This window comes from Nonomuraea sp. NPDC001831, assembly GCF_042892035.1.
GTDB lineage: Bacteria > Actinomycetota > Actinomycetes > Streptosporangiales > Streptosporangiaceae > Nonomuraea.
In genome coordinates this window covers 324,976-341,959 of sequence record NZ_JBIATU010000010.1, presented here as the reverse complement: position 1 = coordinate 341,959, position 16,984 = coordinate 324,976, and the positions used below count along the sequence as shown (strand labels likewise).

General features: G+C 71.1%; 19 protein-coding genes. 3 read left to right on the top strand and 16 right to left on the bottom strand.

Annotated elements, in window-relative coordinates; all coding sequences use genetic code 11:
• Positions 1-6: 6 nt before the first annotated feature.
• From ACFYYW_RS30815 to ACFYYW_RS30790, 6 genes are all read right to left on the bottom strand, one after another.
• On the bottom strand, positions 7-2,544 hold the full coding sequence (locus ACFYYW_RS30815; RefSeq protein ID WP_387653753.1) for an ATP-binding protein: 2,538 nt from the start codon (positions 2,542-2,544) through the stop codon (positions 7-9).
• A 1-nt stretch (position 2,545) separates the two neighbouring features.
• A complete protein-coding gene (locus ACFYYW_RS30810) occupies positions 2,546-3,379 on the bottom strand; it encodes a potassium-transporting ATPase subunit C (RefSeq protein ID WP_387653750.1) in 834 nt (277 codons plus the stop codon).
• Positions 3,380-5,485 (bottom strand): potassium-transporting ATPase subunit KdpB, encoded by a 2,106-nt coding sequence (gene kdpB / locus ACFYYW_RS30805; RefSeq protein ID WP_387653747.1) that lies wholly within the window; start codon positions 5,483-5,485, stop codon positions 3,380-3,382.
• Between the two features lies 1 nt (position 5,486).
• Positions 5,487-7,148 (bottom strand): potassium-transporting ATPase subunit KdpA, encoded by a 1,662-nt coding sequence (gene kdpA, locus ACFYYW_RS30800; protein ID WP_387653744.1) that lies wholly within the window; start codon positions 7,146-7,148, stop codon positions 5,487-5,489.
• Entirely contained in the window at positions 7,148-7,237 is a 90-nt protein-coding gene (kdpF, locus tag ACFYYW_RS30795; RefSeq protein WP_352323775.1) for a K(+)-transporting ATPase subunit F, read from the bottom strand. The genes kdpA and kdpF overlap by 1 nt, the downstream gene beginning before the upstream one ends.
• A 324-nt stretch (positions 7,238-7,561) precedes the next feature.
• On the bottom strand, positions 7,562-8,224 hold the full coding sequence (locus tag ACFYYW_RS30790) for a helix-turn-helix domain-containing protein (protein WP_352323776.1): 663 nt from the start codon (positions 8,222-8,224) through the stop codon (positions 7,562-7,564).
• A gap of 164 nt (positions 8,225-8,388) precedes the next feature.
• On the opposite strand from ACFYYW_RS30790, the gene ACFYYW_RS30785 reads away from it, so the two are divergent.
• Complete coding sequence (locus ACFYYW_RS30785) at positions 8,389-9,339, top strand: ATP-binding cassette domain-containing protein (RefSeq protein ID WP_387653739.1); 951 nt, start codon at positions 8,389-8,391, stop codon at positions 9,337-9,339.
• On the top strand, positions 9,336-10,094 hold the full coding sequence (locus tag ACFYYW_RS30780) for an ABC transporter permease (protein WP_387653736.1): 759 nt from the start codon (positions 9,336-9,338) through the stop codon (positions 10,092-10,094). The genes ACFYYW_RS30785 and ACFYYW_RS30780 overlap by 4 nt, the downstream gene beginning before the upstream one ends.
• Here the strand turns inward: ACFYYW_RS30780 and ACFYYW_RS30775 are convergent.
• The 10 genes from ACFYYW_RS30775 to ACFYYW_RS30730 all read right to left on the bottom strand — a co-directional run bounded on the left by ACFYYW_RS30775 (position 10,082) and on the right by ACFYYW_RS30730 (position 16,348).
• Entirely contained in the window at positions 10,082-10,420 is a 339-nt protein-coding gene (locus tag ACFYYW_RS30775) for a DUF1048 domain-containing protein (RefSeq protein ID WP_364418803.1), read from the bottom strand. The two genes, ACFYYW_RS30780 and ACFYYW_RS30775, sit on opposite strands and share 13 nt — an antisense overlap.
• A gap of 1 nt (position 10,421) precedes the next feature.
• Positions 10,422-10,778 carry a DUF1048 domain-containing protein gene (locus ACFYYW_RS30770; protein WP_387653733.1) on the bottom strand — a complete coding sequence of 119 codons (357 nt, stop codon included), beginning with the start codon at positions 10,776-10,778 and terminating at the stop codon, positions 10,422-10,424.
• Positions 10,775-11,101, bottom strand: coding sequence for a PadR family transcriptional regulator (locus ACFYYW_RS30765; protein WP_352323780.1), 327 nt, complete (start codon positions 11,099-11,101; stop codon positions 10,775-10,777). The genes ACFYYW_RS30770 and ACFYYW_RS30765 overlap by 4 nt, the downstream gene beginning before the upstream one ends.
• Positions 11,102-11,183: 82 nt before the next feature.
• On the bottom strand, positions 11,184-11,612 hold the full coding sequence (locus ACFYYW_RS30760) for a YbaB/EbfC family nucleoid-associated protein (protein WP_387653730.1): 429 nt from the start codon (positions 11,610-11,612) through the stop codon (positions 11,184-11,186).
• Between the two features lie 5 nt (positions 11,613-11,617).
• Entirely contained in the window at positions 11,618-12,493 is an 876-nt protein-coding gene (locus ACFYYW_RS30755) for a hypothetical protein (RefSeq protein ID WP_387653727.1), read from the bottom strand.
• The gene (locus ACFYYW_RS30750) at positions 12,487-12,810 is read right to left on the bottom strand and encodes a hypothetical protein (protein ID WP_387653725.1); all 324 of its coding nucleotides are present in this window, start codon (positions 12,808-12,810) and stop codon (positions 12,487-12,489) included. The genes ACFYYW_RS30755 and ACFYYW_RS30750 overlap by 7 nt, the downstream gene beginning before the upstream one ends.
• A gap of 121 nt (positions 12,811-12,931) precedes the next feature.
• Positions 12,932-13,543 (bottom strand): DUF1707 domain-containing protein, encoded by a 612-nt coding sequence (locus ACFYYW_RS30745; protein WP_387653722.1) that lies wholly within the window; start codon positions 13,541-13,543, stop codon positions 12,932-12,934.
• 48 nt (positions 13,544-13,591) lie between these two features.
• Positions 13,592-14,800: a cytochrome P450 gene (locus tag ACFYYW_RS30740; protein WP_387653719.1), complete on the bottom strand. Its 1,209-nt coding sequence runs from the start codon at positions 14,798-14,800 to the stop codon at positions 13,592-13,594.
• Positions 14,801-14,810: 10 nt separating this feature from the next.
• On the bottom strand, positions 14,811-15,572 hold the full coding sequence (locus ACFYYW_RS30735) for an ABC transporter permease (RefSeq protein ID WP_352323782.1): 762 nt from the start codon (positions 15,570-15,572) through the stop codon (positions 14,811-14,813).
• Positions 15,573-15,583: 11 nt separating this feature from the next.
• Positions 15,584-16,348, bottom strand: coding sequence for an ABC transporter ATP-binding protein (locus ACFYYW_RS30730; RefSeq protein WP_387653716.1), 765 nt, complete (start codon positions 16,346-16,348; stop codon positions 15,584-15,586).
• A 370-nt stretch (positions 16,349-16,718) separates the two neighbouring features.
• Between ACFYYW_RS30730 and ACFYYW_RS30725 the strand changes: the two genes are divergently transcribed.
• Entirely contained in the window at positions 16,719-16,970 is a 252-nt protein-coding gene (locus tag ACFYYW_RS30725; RefSeq protein WP_387653713.1) for a hypothetical protein, read from the top strand.
• The last annotated feature ends 14 nt before the right edge of the window (positions 16,971-16,984 follow it).

Here is a 16,984-nt window from a genome sequence, read left to right as displayed (position 1 = left end):
CCGGGCTCACCGGCCGGGGGCGGCGACGGGCAGGGTGAGGATCATGGTGAGACCGCCCCCAGGGGTCTCGTCGGGCACGAGCGTGCCGCCCATGGCCTCGGCGAGCCCGCGGGACAGGGCGAGCCCGAGCCCGACGCCGGAGTGGTTGTCGCGGTCGCCGAGCCGCTGGAACGGCTGGAAGACGCGGTCGTGCGCCTCCGGCGGGATGCCGGGGCCACGATCCATCACCCGGATCTCGACGTGGTCGCCGTGCCCGCTCGCGGTGACCAGCACGGTCCGGCCCGGCGGGCTGAAGCGCACGGCGTTGGACATGAGGTTGACCAGGACGCGTTCCAGCAGCGCAGGGTCGGCCAGCACGTCGGGCAGCTCGACGGAGACGTCGCCTTCGACGCGGTCCCGCAGCGGGCCGAGATCGTCGATGGCGCGCGGCACGACCTCTTCCAGCGCCAGCGGCTGCGCGCTCACCCCGAGCACGCCGGCCTGCAGCCGGCTCATGTCCAGCAGGTTCGCCACCAGCCGGTCCAGCTTGTCCAGCGACTCCTTCGCGGTGGCGAGCAGCTCGGACCGGTCCCGTTCCGACCAGGCGACGTCGGTGCTGCACAGGCTCTCGACGGCGGCCTTGGCGGAGGCGAGCGGCGTGCGCAGGTCGTGGCTGACGGCGGCCAGCAGCGCGGTGCGCATCCGGTCGGCCTCGGCGAGCGGGCGGGCGAGCTCGGCCTCCTGCCGCAGACGTTCCTGACGCAGCGCGACGGCGGTCTCGGCGGCGAACGCCTCCAGCACCGTGCGGTCGGCGGCCTCCAGCGGCTCGCCTCTGGCGGCCAGGACCAGCTCCTCGTCGATGACGACGTCGGTGTCGGACCGCCCCGGGCAGGTGGCGGGGGCGCCGCCGGAGGTGGCGACGATCCGCCAGGCGTCCGGGTCGGACTGCTGGTCGGGCACGCGCGCGGCCTCGGGCCGCCGTTCCAGCAGGGTGACGGAGGTCAGGCCGAAGGTCTCGCGCATGCGTTCCAGCAGCGAGGACACCGCGGCCTCGCCGCGCAGCACGTGACCGGCCATGGTGGACAGCAGCTCGGCGTCGGCGCCGGCCCGCGCGGCCTCCCTCGTCCGGCGGGCCGCGATGTCCACGATGGTGCTCACCGCCGCCGCCACCAGCACGAACACGACCAGCGCGAACAGGTTCTCCGGGGCGGCGATGGTGAACCGGCCGACCGGCGCGGTGAAGAACCAGTTGAGCAGCAGCGAGCCGCCGACGGCCGCGGTGATGGCCGGCCACATGCCGCCCACCAGGGCCACCCCGACGGTCAGGCACAGGAAGAACAGGATCTCGCTGGGCAGCGACAACAGGTCGCGGAACGGCGCCAGCGCGGCCGTCAGCAGCGGCATCCCGGCCACTGCCAGCGCCCAGCCGCTCGCCCGCCGGGTGCGGGTGAGCGCGGCGCGCGTGCGGGCGGGCCGGCGGCGTCCGCGCTTGGCCTCCTCGTGCGTGATCATGTGCACGTCGATCGAGCCGGACCGGGCGGTGGTCTCCACGCCGACGCCCCGGGAGAAGATCTGCGCGAACCGCCCCCTGCGCGAGGCGCCGAGGACGAGCTGGGTGGCGTTGACGCCGCGCGCGAAGTCCAGCAGCGCCCGCGGGACGTCGTCGCCGACGACCTGGTGGTAGCTGCCGCCCATGTCCTCCACCAGCGTGCGCTGGCGGGCCAGGCTGGCCGGGTCGGCGCCGGCCAGCCCGTCGGCGCTGGTGACGTGCACCGCCAGCAGGTCGGCGCCCTTGGTCCGGGCCGCGATGCGGGCGGCCCGCCGGACCAGTGTGTCGCCCTCGGGCCCGCCGGTCAGGGCGACCACCACCCGCTCGCGGGTCTCCCAGGTGGTGGCGATGCCGTGGTCGGCGCGGTAGCGGTCGAGCTGGTCGTCCACCTTGCCGGCCACCCACAGCAGCGCGAGTTCGCGCAGCGCGGTGAGGTTGCCGACGCGGAAGTAGTTGGACATGGCGGCGCTGACCTTCTCCGGCGCGTACACGTTGCCGTGCGCCATGCGGCGGCGCAGCGCCTCCGGCGACATGTCCACCAGCTCGATCTGGTCGGCGCGGCGCACCACCTCGTCGGGCACGGTCTCGCGCTGCGGCACGCCGGTGATCTCCTGGACGACGTCGTTGACCGACTCCAGGTGCTGGATGTTCACCGTGGAGACGACGTCGATGCCGGCGTCCAGGATCTCGTCGACGTCCTGCCAGCGCTTGACGTTCTTCGAGCCGGGCACGTTGGTGTGGGCCAGCTCGTCGATCAGCGCCACCTTGGGCCGGCGCGCGATGACCGCGTCCACGTCGAGCTCGGTGAAGGTGGCGCCGCGGTGGACGACCGTTCGGCGCGGGACGATCTCCATGCCCTCCAGGAGGGCGGCGGTGCGGGGACGGCCGTGGGTCTCGACCAGGCCCACGACCACGTCCCGGCCGCGTTCCCGCGCGCGGCGGCCCTCGCCGAGCATCGCGTACGTCTTGCCGACCCCGGGCGCCGCCCCGAGATAGACCCGCAACCGCCCCCTCATGTCACTGCCCGTCGAGGGCGAGGTTGAGGTCGAGCACGTTGACCACCGGTTCGCCCATGAAGCCGAGCGCCCGGCCGGTGGTGTGCCGCTGGATGAGCCGTTCGACCTCGGCCCGGTCCAGGCCGCGCTCCTCGGCGACGCGGGGGGCCTGCAGCTCGGCGTAGGCGAGGGAGATGTGCGGGTCGAGCCCCGAGCCGCTTGCGGTCACCGCGTCGGCGGGGACGACCGCCGTGGCGTTGCCCCGGACGGGGACGGTCCGCCCGGCCGCGTAGTCCTCGCCCGGCTTCGCGCACTCCACCCTCAGCCGCTGGTACGCGGCCACGAACGGGGTGGCCGGGCACGCCTGGTTGACGCTGACGGCCCGGTCGGGGAAGACCTTGAGCACCGCGCCGACCCCGTCCGGGGTGCAGTACGGGCGGGCGCCGCTGACGCCCTCCAGCTCGCCGGCCGCCTTGGAACGGGCGCAGACCCGGGTGAGCAGCGACTGCCGGCCCTCCCCACCCGCGACCGGCAGCGTGTCCACGACGTCCTGCGGGCCCAGGTTGCTCGCGCCGGACGCGGTCGGGTCGTAGCCGTCGCCCGCCGCCGACGGGCGGGACTGGAAGTACTTCCTGACCGGCCTGCCGTCGGCGTCGGTGAAGGACTGGCCGATGAGCGCGCTGCCCACGGCCCTGCCGTCCTTCTCGACGATCGAGCCGTTGGCGCGCCCGTTGAACAGGGCCTGGGCGACCCCGGTGGTGACCAGCGGGTAGACGATGCCGAGCAGCGCGGTCAGGACGGCGACGGCGCGCAGGGCGGCGAGGTGCCGGCGGAGCCGGCTTGGCAGGCGTTCCATTTATGACATCCCCGGAAGGAACTGGATCAGCAGGTCGATGAGCTTGATGCCGATGAAGGGGGCGACGATGCCGCCCAGGCCGTAGACGTACAGGTTGCGCGAGAGCAGCTTGGACGCGCTGGACGGCCGGTACCGGACGCCTCTGAGCGCCAGCGGTATCAGCGCGACGATGACCAGCGCGTTGAAGATCACCGCGGCCAGGATCGCGGACTGGGGGCTGGACAGGCGCATGACGTTGAGCGCGTCCAGGCCCGGGTAGACGGCCGCGAACATGGCCGGGATGATCGCGAAGTACTTCGCGATGTCGTTGGCGATCGAGAACGTGGTCAGCGCGCCCCGCGTGATCAGCAGCTGCTTGCCGATCTCGACGATCTCGATGAGCTTGGTCGGGTTGGAGTCCAGGTCGACCATGTTCCCGGCCTCCTTGGCGGCCGAGGTGCCGGTGTTCATGGCCACGCCGACGTCCGACTGGGCCAGGGCGGGGGCGTCGTTGGTGCCGTCGCCGGTCATCGCGACCAGCCGGCCGCCCTCCTGCTCCTTCCTGATCAGCGCGAGCTTGTCCTCGGGGGTGGCCTCGGCCAGGAAGTCGTCCACGCCGGCCTCGTCGGCGATGGCCTTGGCGGTGAGCGGGTTGTCGCCGGTGATCATGACGGTGCGGATGCCCATGCGGCGCATCTCGTCGAAGCGTTCCCGCATGCCCTGCTTGACGACGTCCTTGAGGTGGATGACGCCGAGCACGCGGCCCCGCTCGGCCACGACCAGCGGGGTGCCGCCGGAGGCGGAGATGCCGTCCACGATGTGGCCGACGTCGTCGGTGGGGTGGCCGCCGTTGTCGCGCACCCACTTCATGACCGCGGTGGCCGCGCCCTTGCGGACCTCGCGGCCGTCCAGGTTCACGCCGGACATGCGGGTCTGGGCGGTGAACTGCACCCATTCGGCGCCGTGGATCTCGCGTTCGCGCAGGCCGTACCGCTCCTTGGCGAACACCACGACCGAGCGGCCCTCGGGCGTCTCGTCGGCGAGGCTGGAGAGCTGGGCGGCCTCGGCGAGCTCCCGCTCGCCGACCCCGGCCACGGGGACGAACTCGGCCGCCTGCCGGTTGCCCAGCGTGATCGTGCCGGTCTTGTCCAGCAGCAGCGTGGACACGTCGCCGGCCGCCTCCACCGCGCGGCCGGACATGGCCAGGACGTTGCGCTGCACCAGACGATCCATGCCGGCGATGCCGATGGCCGACAGCAGCGCCCCGATCGTGGTGGGGATCAGGCAGACCAGCAGCGAGACCAGCACGATGCCGGTGACGCCGTTCGCGTCGAGCGCGATCGAGTCCGGCACGCCGGGGTTGATCTGCTTGGAGTAGACGGCCAGCGGCTGCATGGTGACGGTGGCGACCAGGAAGACGATCGTCAGGGCGGCCAGCAGGATGTTGAGCGCGATCTCGTTGGGCGTCTTCTGCCGGTTGGCGCCCTCGACCAGGGCGATCATGCGGTCGACGAAGCTCTCGCCGGGCTTCTGGGTGATCCTGACGACGATCCGGTCGGAGAGCACCTTCGTGCCGCCGGTCACCGCCGAGCGGTCGCCGCCCGACTCGCGGATGACGGGTGCGGACTCGCCGGTGATGGCCGACTCGTCCACCGAGGCGATGCCCTCGACCACGTCGCCGTCGCCGGGGATGATCTCGCCGGCCTCGACCACCACCAGGTCGCCCTGCCGCAGCTCGGGCGCGCCGACCGTGTCCCACCCGCCCTCGGCGTCGCCGCGCAGGCGGCGGGCCCGGGTGTCGGTCTTGGCCCTGCGCAGCGTCGCGGCCTGCGCCTTGCCGCGCCCTTCCGCGACGGCCTCGGCCAGGTTGGCGAAGATCACGGTCAGCCACAGCCACACGACGGTCGCCCAGGCGAAGAACGACGGCTCGACGATCGCCAGGACGGTGGTGAACACCGCGCCGACCTCGACGATCAGCATGACGGGGTTGCGCCACAGCGTGGCCGGGTTCAGCTTCCTGACCGCGTCGGGAAGGGACCTGACGAGCTGGCGGGGATCCAGCAGGCCGCCGCCCACGCGGCCGTCCCGCCGCGCGGGGGAGGGTTTGTCCAGTACGGGGGTTGACATGTCAGGACAGTCCTTCTGCGATCGGGCCGAGCGCGAGTGCCGGGAGGAAGGTGAGGGCGACGAGGACGACCGTCACGCCGACGACCAGGCCGACGAACTGCGGCCGGTGGGTGGGCAGCGTGCCGGCGCCCGCGGGGACGGGCGACTGCACCGCCAGCGAACCGGCCAGGGCCAGCACCAGGATGATCGGCAGGAACCGGCCGAAGGCCATGCACAGGCCGAGCGCCACGTCGTACCAGGGGGTGTTGACGGTGAGGCCGGCGAAGGCGGAGCCGTTGTTGTTGGAGGCGCTGGTGAAGGCGTACAGGACCTCCGACAGGCCGTGCGGGCCGCCGTTCAGCATGCTCGCGCGCCGCTCCGCCGAGCCCATCGCGCAGGCCGTGCCGACCAGCACCAGGGCCGGGGTGACCAGGAAGTACAGGGAGGCGAGCTTGATCTCCCGGGCGCCGATGCGCTTGCCCAGGTACTCGGGCGTGCGGCCGACCATCAGGCCCGCCACGAACACCGTGATCACGGCGAGGATCAGCATGCCGTACAGGCCCGAGCCGACGCCGCCGGGCGCGACCTCGCCGAGCATCATGTTGACCAGCGTCATCATGCCGCCGAACGGCGTGTAGGAGTCGTGGAAGGAGTTCACCGCCCCGGTGCTCGTGAGGGTGGTGGCGGCGGCGAAGGTGGCCGAGTTCGAGACGCCGAAGCGCAGCTCCTTGCCCTCCAGCGCCGCCCCCGCCGCCTGCGGCACGGTGGCGTTCCCGGACAGCTCGAAGACGTTGGTGAGCAGGACGCTCGCCAGCGCCAGCACGCCCATCACCGCGAGGATTGCGTACCCCTGCCGGACCTGGCCGACCAGCCGGCCGAAGGTGCGGGTGAGCGAGAACGGGATCACCAGGATCAGGAAGATCTCGAACCAGTTCGTCCAGCTTGTGGCGTTCTCGAACGGGTGGGCCGAGTTGGCGTTGTAGAAGCCGCCGCCGTTGGTGCCCAGTTCCTTGATGACCTCCTGGGAGGCGACCGGGCCGCCGGTGACGCCCTGCGTGCCGCCGGTCAGCGTGCTCACCTCGTGCACGCCCGAGAAGTTCTGCACCAGGCCGCCCGCCACCAGCACCAGCGCGCCGACGAAGGCGATCGGCAGCAGGATGCGCAGGGTGCCGCGGACCAGGTCCACCCAGAAGTTGCCGATCGTGCCCGACCTGCGGCGGGCGAACCCGCGGACCAGGGCCACCGCGACCGCCATGCCGACGGCCGCCGAGACGAAGTTCTGCACGGCCAGGGCGGACATCTGGGTCAGGTGGCCCATCGTGGACTCGCCCGAGTACGCCTGCCAGTTGGTGTTGGTGACGAAGCTGATCGCGGTGTTCCAAGCGATGTGATCGGTGACCGGCTCCATGCCGAGGCTCAGCGGCAGCTTGTCCTGCAGGCGCTGGAGGCCGTACACGACCAGGACCGAGACCACCGAGAACGCCAGCAGGCTGCGGGCGTAGACGGGCCAGCTCTGCTCGGCGTCGGCCCGCACTCCCAGCAGGCGGTAGACGCCGCGCTCGACGACGTTGTGCTTCGTCGTGGAGTAGACGCGGTACATGTGGTCGCCGAACGGCTTCCAGACCAGGGCCAGCGCCGCGATCAGGGAGACGATGAAGATCATTCCGGCCAGGGTCGTGCTCATCAGAACCGCTCCGGGAACAGCAGGGCCGCGATCATGAAGATCACCAGGCCGGCGACCACGACGAGACCGGCGGCGTTGACGGCGCTCACAGCCGCTCCACCGCCCGCACGACCAGCCCGAAGACCACGAAGATCGCGATCGTCAGGGCGACGAAGACGACGTCGGCCATCCCCACTCCTCAGCTCGATGATGAGATCGCCGCCGCCCCTCGACGGGCGGCCGCAGGTCCAGCAAACGCCGGAAAATGGGGTGTTTTGTCGTTCTTGACGGTTTCCATACGGCCGTCGGCCGAATCTTGACGGCCTCCCTACGCGGCCCGGTCCGGGGTCGGGAGGATCGTGCACGGTCCAGGGTTTGGAGGATCGTGCGCGGTCCGGGTTCGGGAGGATCGCGCGGTACGGGCCGCGCTTCGGTCACGGCAGGAGGTCGCGCCAGCGTTCCGCCGACGCCAGGGCGTCCAGGCTGATCCGCTCCAGGAACGCGCCGCCCCTGGCCAGACGCCGGCCCGCGGGCGTGTCGAGCCCGAGCGTCCGCCCCGCCGCCTTGGCGACCTCCGCCGCCGCGAGCGTCTGCCGCGCGCTGATCACCGTCGAGTGGTACCAGGCGTCGTCGTCGACCACGTAGACGTCGCGCCGTCGTTGCGGATCGCGTTCGCGCCTGATCAGGCCCTGCTGGGTCAGGTAGCCCACCGCCGTGGAGATCGAGGCGGGGCTCACCTTCAGCCCGCGCGCCAGCTCGGCCGCGGTGAGCCGGCCGTCCTCGCTCAGCCACAGGCCGATGAGCACGCGCGCCACCATCTTGGGCAGGCCCATCGCGACCGCCATCTCGACGGCCCCCTCTTCCGCCTCGAAGACCTCGCGGTCCCGGGGCTCGGCCGGACGCGCCGGGGCGCCGCGCCGCGCCCGCCGCGCCGTCGCCTGGTGCGCCCGCTCGGGACGGTAGTCGCCGGGGCCGCCGTTGCGGCTCACCTCGCGGCTGATCGTCGAGGTCGGCCGGTCGAGCCGCCTGGCGATCTCGGCGTAGGAGCGGCCTTCGGCGAGACCGGTCGCGATGCGCCGGCGGTCGTGCAGGGTCAACCTTCCTTGTGCCACGACCTCACTATTGCGTTCGTCTCCACACAATGCAACGTTTCATTGCATTCAGCTTCAGCGTCAATGTATCAGTTTATCCACTGTGAGCTGGGCTTATGTGTTTCCATTGATTGACATATTTTCTGAAAGCAACGTAGCTTTCAATTGTGATGAACACGTACTATCGCGACGGGTCGCGCGCTTTCGTGTCGGTGGCGGGGCTGCGCAAGTCCTACGGTCCCCACCGCGTCCTGGACGGCATCGACCTGTCCATCCCCCAGGGCACCGTCTTCTCGCTGCTCGGCCCCAACGGCGCGGGCAAGACCACCACGGTGCAGATCCTGTCCACCCTGATCAAGGCCGACGCCGGCGAGATCCGGGTCGCCGGGCACGACCTGTCCAGGGAGCCCGACAAGGTGCGGGCCGCGATCGGCGTCACCGGCCAGTTCTCCGCGGTCGACGGCCTGCTGACCGGCGAGGAGAACCTGCGGCTCATGGCCGACCTGCTGCACCTCGGCCGCGCCGAGGGCCGCCGCCGAGCCGGCGAACTGCTGGAGCGCTTCGACCTCACCGGCGCCGCGCGCACGCCCGCGGCCGCCTACTCGGGCGGCATGCGCCGCCGGCTGGACCTGGCCATGACCATGGTCGGCACGCCCAGGCTCATCTTCCTCGACGAGCCCACCACGGGACTGGACCCGCGCAGCCGCCGCACGATGTGGCAGTTCGTCCGGGACCTCGTCCGGCAGGACGGCGTGACCATCTTCCTGACCACCCAGTACCTGGAGGAGGCCGACGAGCTCGCCGACCGCATCGCGCTGCTCAGCCAGGGCCGGCTGGTGGCCGAGGGCAGCCCCGAAGAGCTCAAGCGCCTGGTCCCCGGCGGCCACGTCGTCGTGCGCTTCGCCGACCTCGACGGCTACCGCAGGGCGGTCTCCCTGGTGGGCGCGACCTCGTGCGACGAGGAGTCCCTCACGGTGCAGATCCCCGACACCGGCGTAGGCGCGTTACGCGAGCTCCTGGAACTGCTGGACGCGCAGGCCGTCGAGGTCGCCGAGCTGTCGATGCACACCCCCGGCCTGGACGACGTCTTCCTGGCCCTGACCGAGGAGTCCGCCCGATGAGAGCGATCACCGACTCGGCGACGATGTTGCGCCGCCAGATCAGGCACATGTGGCGGTACCCCACGCTGATCCTCACCTACGCGGGCGTACCGGTGGTGTTCCTGCTGCTGTTCGTCTACGTCCTCGGCGGCATCATGGGGGCCGGGATCGGCGGCGACCGCGCCGCCTACGTCGCCTACATCACCCCCGGCATCCTGATCATGACGATCGCCAGCGCCGCGCAGGGGACCGCGATCGCGGTGGCGATGGACATGACCGAGGGCATCGTCGCCAGGTTCAAGACCATGGCGATCGCCCGCGTCTCGGTCCTGACCGGGCACGTGCTCGGCGCGCTCGTGCAGAACTTCACCGCGATCGCGGCCGTGACGCTGACGGCCCTGTTGATCGGCTTCCGCCCCGCCGCCTCGGCGCTGGACTGGCTCGGGGTGGTGGGCGTGCTGGCGATGTTCACCTTCGCCATCACCTGGCTGTCGGCGGCGCTGGGCATGGTCACCAAGAACGTGGCCACGGCCAGCAACCTGCCGATGCCGCTGATGTTGCTGCCGTTCCTGGGCAGCGGCGTGGTCCCGCCGGAGTCGATGCCGGGCCCGTTGCGCTGGTTCGCCGAACACCAGCCGTTCACGCCGGTCATCGAGACCCTGCGCGCGCTGCTGGCCGGGCGGCCGGCGGGGCCCAGCCTCGCGGCGGCGGCACTCTGGAGCGCGGCCATCGCGCTGGGCGGGTACCTGTGGGCCCGCCGGCTCTACGACCGGTGAGGTTTGCCGGTGCCGCCGAGCTTCCGGCTGACGGACTCCTGATAGAGGTCCGCGTAGGTGCGCGAGTCCTTGATCAGCTCATCGGCGAAGGCGGCGACGTCCTCGCCGATGAGCTCCAGGACTCCCTTGCCGGCCGCGACGCCCTCCTCGAAGAAGTCGACGATCCCCGGCAGCAGGGGCCCGTCGGTCAGCCCGACCGGCCCGACCTTGAAGAAGTACCGCTGCATCTCCTTGTAGACGATCTGGTAGTCGGGCGGCAGGGCCTTGACCCGCGCCATGTGCGCCCGCCACTGCTTCTTGCCCTCGATGATGTCCTGGATGCCCACGTCAGCCTCCCAGCCGGCCCAGCTTCTTCGCGACGTTCCTGTTCAGCTGCTCGCGCCACCGGTCGCGGAAGCTGCGGCCCCCGGTCTCGCCGGCCAGGGCCGCGCAGAATCCCGGGATGTCGTCGCCCAGCACCTCGTGGATGTCCTGCCCGTCGGCCGCGGTCTCCTCCAGCAGGCCCAGAACGCCGTCGAAGATCGGCATCAGGTTCCGGCCGGTGAAGTCCGAGTAGTGGAAGAGATGTCCTTTGATCTGGTCCCATGCCGCCCGATGGTCGGCCGGCAGGGCCGCGGCCCGGGCTTCGAACGCCTTGTAGTCCCTGGTGAGATCGCTGCCGGTGATGGTCTCCCAGAAGCTCATTTCCCGCCCTCCTTGAGCTTGTCGATCCGGGACGTGATGTACGCCCATTTCGCCCAGAACGTCGCGAGCTCCGCGCGTCCCGCGTCGTTGAGCGCGTAGAACTTGCGCGGCGGGCCCTGTTCGGACGGTCGTTTCGTCACCTGGACGAGCCCGTTCTTCTCCAGCCGCAGCAGGATCGTGTAAACCGTCCCCTCGACGACGTCGGCGAAGCCGAGGTCGTTCAGCCGGCGGGTGATGGCGTACCCGTAGGTCTCCTCGCTGCCGATGATCTCGAGCACGCAGCCTTCAAGCGTGCCTTTCAGCATCTCCGTCAGATTCTCCATGGTGGCTCTTCTTCCGCCCCCTTCCGAAGTACTCAGTGGTACCGAGTACTACTACACAGTATCACAGAGTAGAGCCTTCGGGTCAGGGGCGCAGCAGTCTGCGTACCCGGTCGATCGTCGCCTCGGCCTGCTCCAGGTTCGCCGGCAGGGCGCCGGCCGAGTCGCGCAGCCGGGCGGCGACGAGCCCGCGTCCGGTCAGGAGCGCGTCGCCCGCGCCCAGGAACTCCTCCAGCCTGGCGCGTTCCGCGGCCTCGGCCTGCCGCCTGGCCTGGTGGATCAGGCCGAGGACGGTCTCGGCCAGGCGCGCCGACTCCATGCGCATCGCCCGCGGGTCCAGCCGCAGGTCCTGGACGCCGGACGCGCAGCTGTACTCGACGCTGACCCAGCCGTCCGGGGATTCGGCCCGGGCCGTGGCGGCCTCGCCGGGGAGCCGGCTCAGCCTGCCGAAGAGGTGGTCGGCGTCGGCCGCGAGCCGTTCGGGGTCGAGGCCGAGTGCCTGCTCGAAGTCCATGGCGGTCACTCCCAGGGGAACGAGTAGGAGCCGTCGGCGGCCTGCGCGGGCACGTACCGGCCGGTGATCGTCTGGCTGCCGCTGGTGACGTCGCCGAGCGCCTTGGCGCCCGCCGCCTGCGGGACGCCCTGGGGGAGTGGCCCGCCGGCGCCCGCGCGGCGGCCGGTGAGGCCGTGCGCGGTCAGGTCCCGTTCGATCCGGTTCCCGGTGCCCCAGACCAGCAGCGGGCCCTGGGCGAAGGTGGCGGCGGCGAGGTCGCGCAGCCCGCCGCCGTCGCCCCGGGCCGCCTCGGCGCCCGCGTCCACGGCCACCGCCGCGGACAGGGCGGCGGCGCAGCCGTGCAGCAGCGTGTCGAGCAGCGACTCCACTGCCCGGTAGTTCTCGTACAGGCCGGTCAGGCAGCGGGTGGCCGCGGTCCGGGCGGTGACCAGGCTGAGCGGCGTGAACGCGGCGGTCAGCACCCAGAGCGCCAGCGCGGCCATGGCCGCCGCTACCAGGAACTGGTACAGGATCATCGCGACGAGCGCGGCGCCGACGGTGCGCAGGACGAGGGCGGTGACGACCGCGCGGATCTCGATCGAGCGCAGGCCGGCCAGGTAGGCGTCCATGCGGCGGTCGAAGGCCCGGCCGTCCGCGCTCCGCCAGCTCGTCGTGGCCACCTCGCCGACCAGCGCCTCGACGTTCAGCCGGGTGGCCGCCACGTCGTCGTGCACGGCCAGCCAGGTGTCCGCGCCGTCGAAGAACGCCTGCGGGTCGTACTGGTGGACGTACATCCTGCCGACGAACGGCCAGGCGGCGGGCACGCCGAGCGCGGACAGCGTCACCGCCGCCCCCGCGCCCGTCAGCAGGGCCTCGCGGGCCAGCTCGGCGGCGTTCACCACATCCTCACGGTGGCGGCGGTCTCGGCGTCCTGCCAGGTGGTGACGGAGGTGTCCAGGTCGTCCTGGACGCGTGCGGCGTCGTCGAGGCGGCGGCGCACCTCGGTGATCGTGAGGGCCTCGACCTCGTTGTAGGCCAGCGCCAGCGAGTAGGTGAACGAGGTGAACGCCGACTCGGCCACGGTCAGCGACACCAGCTTGGGCACCACCTCGTCCAGCCGCCTGGCCGCCTCGGGCAGGCGCGATCGCATCTCCCTGAGCCGGGACCGGTCGATCTCGATCTCGTGCGGGCCGGAAGGTGTCCATGGATTCATCGGCATGCGGGGCTCTCGTCCGTGCGGGAATGATCTGTCCAGCCTGTCCCGCCGGGGCGTGAACCGCCGCAATCCTGACGAAATCCCTACGCGCCATCCCTACGCGCCGCGCCGCGTCACCGCCGCGTCACCGCCGTGTCGCCTGCCGGCGGACGGCGAGCCGGCCGTGCCGCATGCGGCCGGTCAGGCGGACGCGCAACACCTCCGGTGTGTCGTCGTCGGGTGCCCTGCTGATCGCCAGCGTGCCGTGCCGTACCGAGAGCTCGTCGCTCTCCAGCACCATGCCCGGCGCCAGGACCAGCTCCACGCTGCCGCCGCTCACCCGCAGCTCGATGATCAGCTCGGGCGCGCCGCGCACCGCCTTGGTCAGGTCCAGCAGCACGTCGCTCCACGCGGTGCGCACCGCCAGCCGGTGCGGCAACGTCCAGCGGCCGTCGCGGCGCACCGTGCCGTGCTTCTCCTTGATGGTGAGCAGTTCGGCGGCCGGAGCCCCGGCCGGCGGCAGCGCGAGCGCATCATGGCCGCCCGGTCCCGCGACCAGGTCGGTGACGAGCGGGGCCAGCGCGTTCACGGTGCGGGCGGACAACGCCACCTCCAGCCGCTCCTCGAATTCGGCCAGGTCGAGCCGGCCGTCGGCGACGGCCGTCCGCAGCAGTTCGGTGACGCGGTCGCGGTCCGCGTCGGAGGCCCGCAGCGCCGGTGAGGAGGGCTTCACGGGACCCGCCGGGAGGTCTGCCATGGGGTGGTTCCTCTCTGGAGCTCAGGGATCGGCGCCACCGGGGCGGGGTCAGGCGTCCCAGGTGACGGGGAGGCTCTTGACGCCGTAGATGTCGGCGATCTCCGGCCGCAGGGCGACCTGGTCGGCCGGTACGGCCAGGCGCAGGGTGGGGAAGCGGTTGAGCAGCGCGGGGAACGCGACGCGCATCTCGACGCGGGCGAGCTGCTGGCCCAGGCACTGGTGGATGCCGTGGCCGAAGGCCAGATGGCCGCCGTCCTGCCGGCGCAGGTCGAGGGTGTGGGGGTCGGGGAAACGGCCGGGGTCGCGGTTGGCGGTGTTGAGGGACAGGAGGACCATCGTGCCGGCCTTGACGGTCTGGCCGGCCAGCTCGACGTCCTCCAGGGCGACCCGGTAGAACTGCTTGGCGACCGACAGGTACCGCAGCAGCTCCTCGACGGCCTGGTCGGTGAGCGAAGGGTCGGCGCGCAGCGCGGCGAGCTGGTCCGGGTTCTGCAGCAGGGCGAAGGTGCCGAGGGCCAGCATGTTGGCGGTGGTGTCGAACCCGGCCGACAGCAGGATCAGGGCCATGCCCTGCAGCTCCTCGTCGGTCAGGTCGCTGTCGAGCAGGTCGCTGAGCACGTCGTCGGTCGGGTGGGCGCGCTTGGCGGCCACGAGTTCGCCCAGGTACTGCTGGGTGGCGAGGTAGGCGGCGATCAGTTCCTCGTCGCCGGCCTCGCCGCCGAGGAACTTGTCGATGTTCTCCTGGAAGCGGCCCCGGTCCTCGTACGGCACGCCCAGCAGCTCGCAGATGACGATGGCGGGGATGGGCTTGGCGAACGCGGTCACCAGGTCGGCGGTGGGGCCGGCCTGCTCCATGGCGTCCAGGTGTTCGGCGGTGATCTGCTCGACGCGCTCGGTGAGCAGCCGCATCCGGCGGACGGTGAACTTGCCGACGAGCGGCTTGCGGTAGCGGCTGTGCTGCGGCTCGTCCATGAGCAGGAACTCGCCGGGCGGGGCCGGGGGCACCTCGATGTCGCCGTAGTCGATGGTCGGGTGGTGGCTCATGAGCTCCTTGCGGGAGCTGAAGCGGGGGTCGGCCAGGATCGAGCGGGCCAGGTCGTAGCCGGTGACCAGCCAGCCCTGGTGTCCGTCGGCGAAGGGGAAGCGGCTGATGGGGCCGTGCTCGCGGGCCTCGACGAGCTCCTTCGGCGGGTCGAACGGGCAGCCGGGACGGCGTTCGGCGGGCATCGGCGTGACGGTGTGGAGGGAGTCGGTCATGGTCGTCCTTTCAGGAGATCTTGCGGCGGTAGGTGTTCATGGCGAAGACGTAGGCGACGACCAGGATGCCGACGCACCAGGCGAGGGCGATCCAGATGTCGTTGCCGACGGGCTGCTCGGCGAACAGGGCGCGGACGGCGTTGACGATGGAGGTCACCGGCTGGTTCTCGGCGAAGACGCGCACCACGGTGGGCATGGTGTCGGTGGGCACGAACGCCGAGCTGAGGAACGGCAGGAAGATGAGCGGGTAGGAGAACGCGCTCGCGCCTTCCATGGTCTTGGCCGACAGGCCGGGGATGACGGCGATCCAGGTCAGCGCCAGGGTGAACAGGATCAGGATGCCCGCGACCGACAGCCAGGCCGACAGGCCCGCGCTGGAGCGGAAGCCCATGAGCAGGGCGACGAGCATCACGACCACCAGCGAGACCAGGTTGGCGACCAGCGAGGTCAGCACGTGCGCCCACAACACCGCCGAGCGCGCGGTCGGCATGGACTGGAACCGTTCGAAGATGCCGCCCTTCATGTCCATGAACAGCCGGTAGGCGGTGTAGGCGATGCCGGAGGCGACCGTGATGAGCAGGATGCCGGGCAGCATGTAGTTCACGTACGAGTCCGACCCCGTCCTGATCGCGCCGCCGAACACGTAGACGAACATCAGCATCATGGCGATCGGCATGATCGCGGTCGTGACGATGGTGTCCGGGCTGCGGGAGATGTGGCGCAGGGACCGTCCCAGCAGGACGGTGGTGTCACCGAAGAAGTGCTTGCTCATGGTGGTGGTCCTTAGGCTTTCGTGCCGACGAGGGTGAGGAAGACGTCCTCCAGGGTCGGTTGCTTCTCGACGTACTCGACCTTGGCGGGCGGGAGGAGTTGCTTGAGCTCGGCGAGGGTGCCGTTGACGATGATCCGGCCCTCGTGCAGGATCGCGATCCGGTCCGCGAGCTGCTCGGCCTCGTCCAGGTACTGGGTGGTGAGCAGCACGGTGGTGCCCTGGGCGGCGAGCTCCTTGACGGCCTGCCACACCTCGATGCGCGCCTGGGGGTCGAGGCCGGTGGTCGGCTCGTCGAGGAAGATGACCGGCGGGTCGCCGATGAGGCTCATCGCGATGTCGAGGCGGCGGCGCATGCCGCCCGAGTACGTCGCCGCCTTCCGGCCGCCCGCCTCGGTCAGCGAGAACCGTTCGAGCAGGTCGTCGGCGATCTTGCCGGGGTTCTTCAGGTGGCGCAGCCGGGCGACCAGCACGAGGTTCTCCCGCCCGCTGAGGATCTCGTCCACGGCGGCGAACTGGCCGGTGAGGCTGATGGACTCGCGTACCTGGGCGGCCTGCCCGGCGACGTCGAGGCCGTTGACCATGGCCGTGCCGGCGTCGGCCTTGAGCAGCGTGGCCAGGATCTTCACCAGCGTGGTCTTGCCCGCGCCGTTCGAGCCGAGCAGGGCGAAGATGCTGCCCCGCGCCACCTCGAAGTCCACGCCGCGCAGCACGTGCAGTTCCTTGTACGACTTCTCCAGGCCGCGCACCTGGATCGCCGGAGCTTGTTGTGTCGTCATCACTTGGCCCTGTCTTCTCTTCCGGGGGTCTCGCCGTCGGCGGCCGCAACTACTCGGTGGTGCTGACTACCGGCTACATAGTGGCACGAAGTACTGGTACCTAGCAACACCGAATAGCTGTGATCGTCCAGATGTTCATGGCGTTCACCTTCGCGGGCGGCGCTGACACCGCGCGGACGCCGTGCTGACACGGCGCGGCCGCCTTCTGACGCCGTCAGGCGCGGCGGAATGAACCTTTCATCGCCTGCGGGACGTTCGCGCTGGTCGCCGGGGCCGCGCGAGGGCCGTTCTTGCGGTGCGGACAAGCCCTGTCGTGCAATGCACGGTGATCGCTTCTCACACAATCCGACCCTTGAAGAGGGGAGAGCCGATGCGTCGCGCAATCACCGCCCTGGCGCTTGCCGCGGTCAGCACCCTGGCGCCCGTCCTGGCCATGAGCACGCCGGCGGACGCCACGTCCACGCTCCAGGTCGTCTACACCAACCTGCCGTACGACGTCTGCGTCTCCTTCGGCCGGTCGGGCCAGCAGAACGGACGCTGGCAGACCTGGTGGTGCAGCACGCACTACCCGCAGAACTATCCGGGCTCCACCACCTACGACCTGTGGGCGTACGTGGACTGACGCCCTTCTTCCGC

Excerpts from the sequence above, each read along its gene's own strand:
- ACFYYW_RS30740 (WP_387653719.1), bottom strand. The coding sequence starts at position 14,800 with ATGACCGACTCCCTCCACACCGTCACGCCGATGCCCGCCGAACGCCGT.
- ACFYYW_RS30810 (WP_387653750.1), bottom strand. The coding sequence starts at position 3,379 with ATGGAACGCCTGCCAAGCCGGCTCCGCCGGCACCTCGCCGCCCTGCGC.
- ACFYYW_RS30785 (WP_387653739.1), top strand. The coding sequence starts at position 8,389 with ATGAACACGTACTATCGCGACGGGTCGCGCGCTTTCGTGTCGGTGGCG.
- ACFYYW_RS30815 (WP_387653753.1), bottom strand. The coding sequence starts at position 2,544 with ATGAGGGGGCGGTTGCGGGTCTATCTCGGGGCGGCGCCCGGGGTCGGC.
- ACFYYW_RS30750 (WP_387653725.1), bottom strand. The coding sequence starts at position 12,810 with ATGCCGATGAATCCATGGACACCTTCCGGCCCGCACGAGATCGAGATC.
- ACFYYW_RS30760 (WP_387653730.1), bottom strand. The coding sequence starts at position 11,612 with ATGGACTTCGAGCAGGCACTCGGCCTCGACCCCGAACGGCTCGCGGCC.
- ACFYYW_RS30770 (WP_387653733.1), bottom strand. The coding sequence starts at position 10,778 with ATGAGCTTCTGGGAGACCATCACCGGCAGCGATCTCACCAGGGACTAC.
- ACFYYW_RS30745 (WP_387653722.1), bottom strand. The coding sequence starts at position 13,543 with ATGGCAGACCTCCCGGCGGGTCCCGTGAAGCCCTCCTCACCGGCGCTG.
- ACFYYW_RS30765 (WP_352323780.1), bottom strand. The coding sequence starts at position 11,101 with ATGGAGAATCTGACGGAGATGCTGAAAGGCACGCTTGAAGGCTGCGTG.
- ACFYYW_RS30735 (WP_352323782.1), bottom strand. The coding sequence starts at position 15,572 with ATGAGCAAGCACTTCTTCGGTGACACCACCGTCCTGCTGGGACGGTCC.
- ACFYYW_RS30725 (WP_387653713.1), top strand. The coding sequence starts at position 16,719 with ATGCGTCGCGCAATCACCGCCCTGGCGCTTGCCGCGGTCAGCACCCTG.
- kdpA (WP_387653744.1), bottom strand. The coding sequence starts at position 7,148 with ATGAGCACGACCCTGGCCGGAATGATCTTCATCGTCTCCCTGATCGCG.
- kdpB (WP_387653747.1), bottom strand. The coding sequence starts at position 5,485 with ATGTCAACCCCCGTACTGGACAAACCCTCCCCCGCGCGGCGGGACGGC.
- ACFYYW_RS30780 (WP_387653736.1), top strand. The coding sequence starts at position 9,336 with ATGAGAGCGATCACCGACTCGGCGACGATGTTGCGCCGCCAGATCAGG.
- ACFYYW_RS30730 (WP_387653716.1), bottom strand. The coding sequence starts at position 16,348 with ATGACGACACAACAAGCTCCGGCGATCCAGGTGCGCGGCCTGGAGAAG.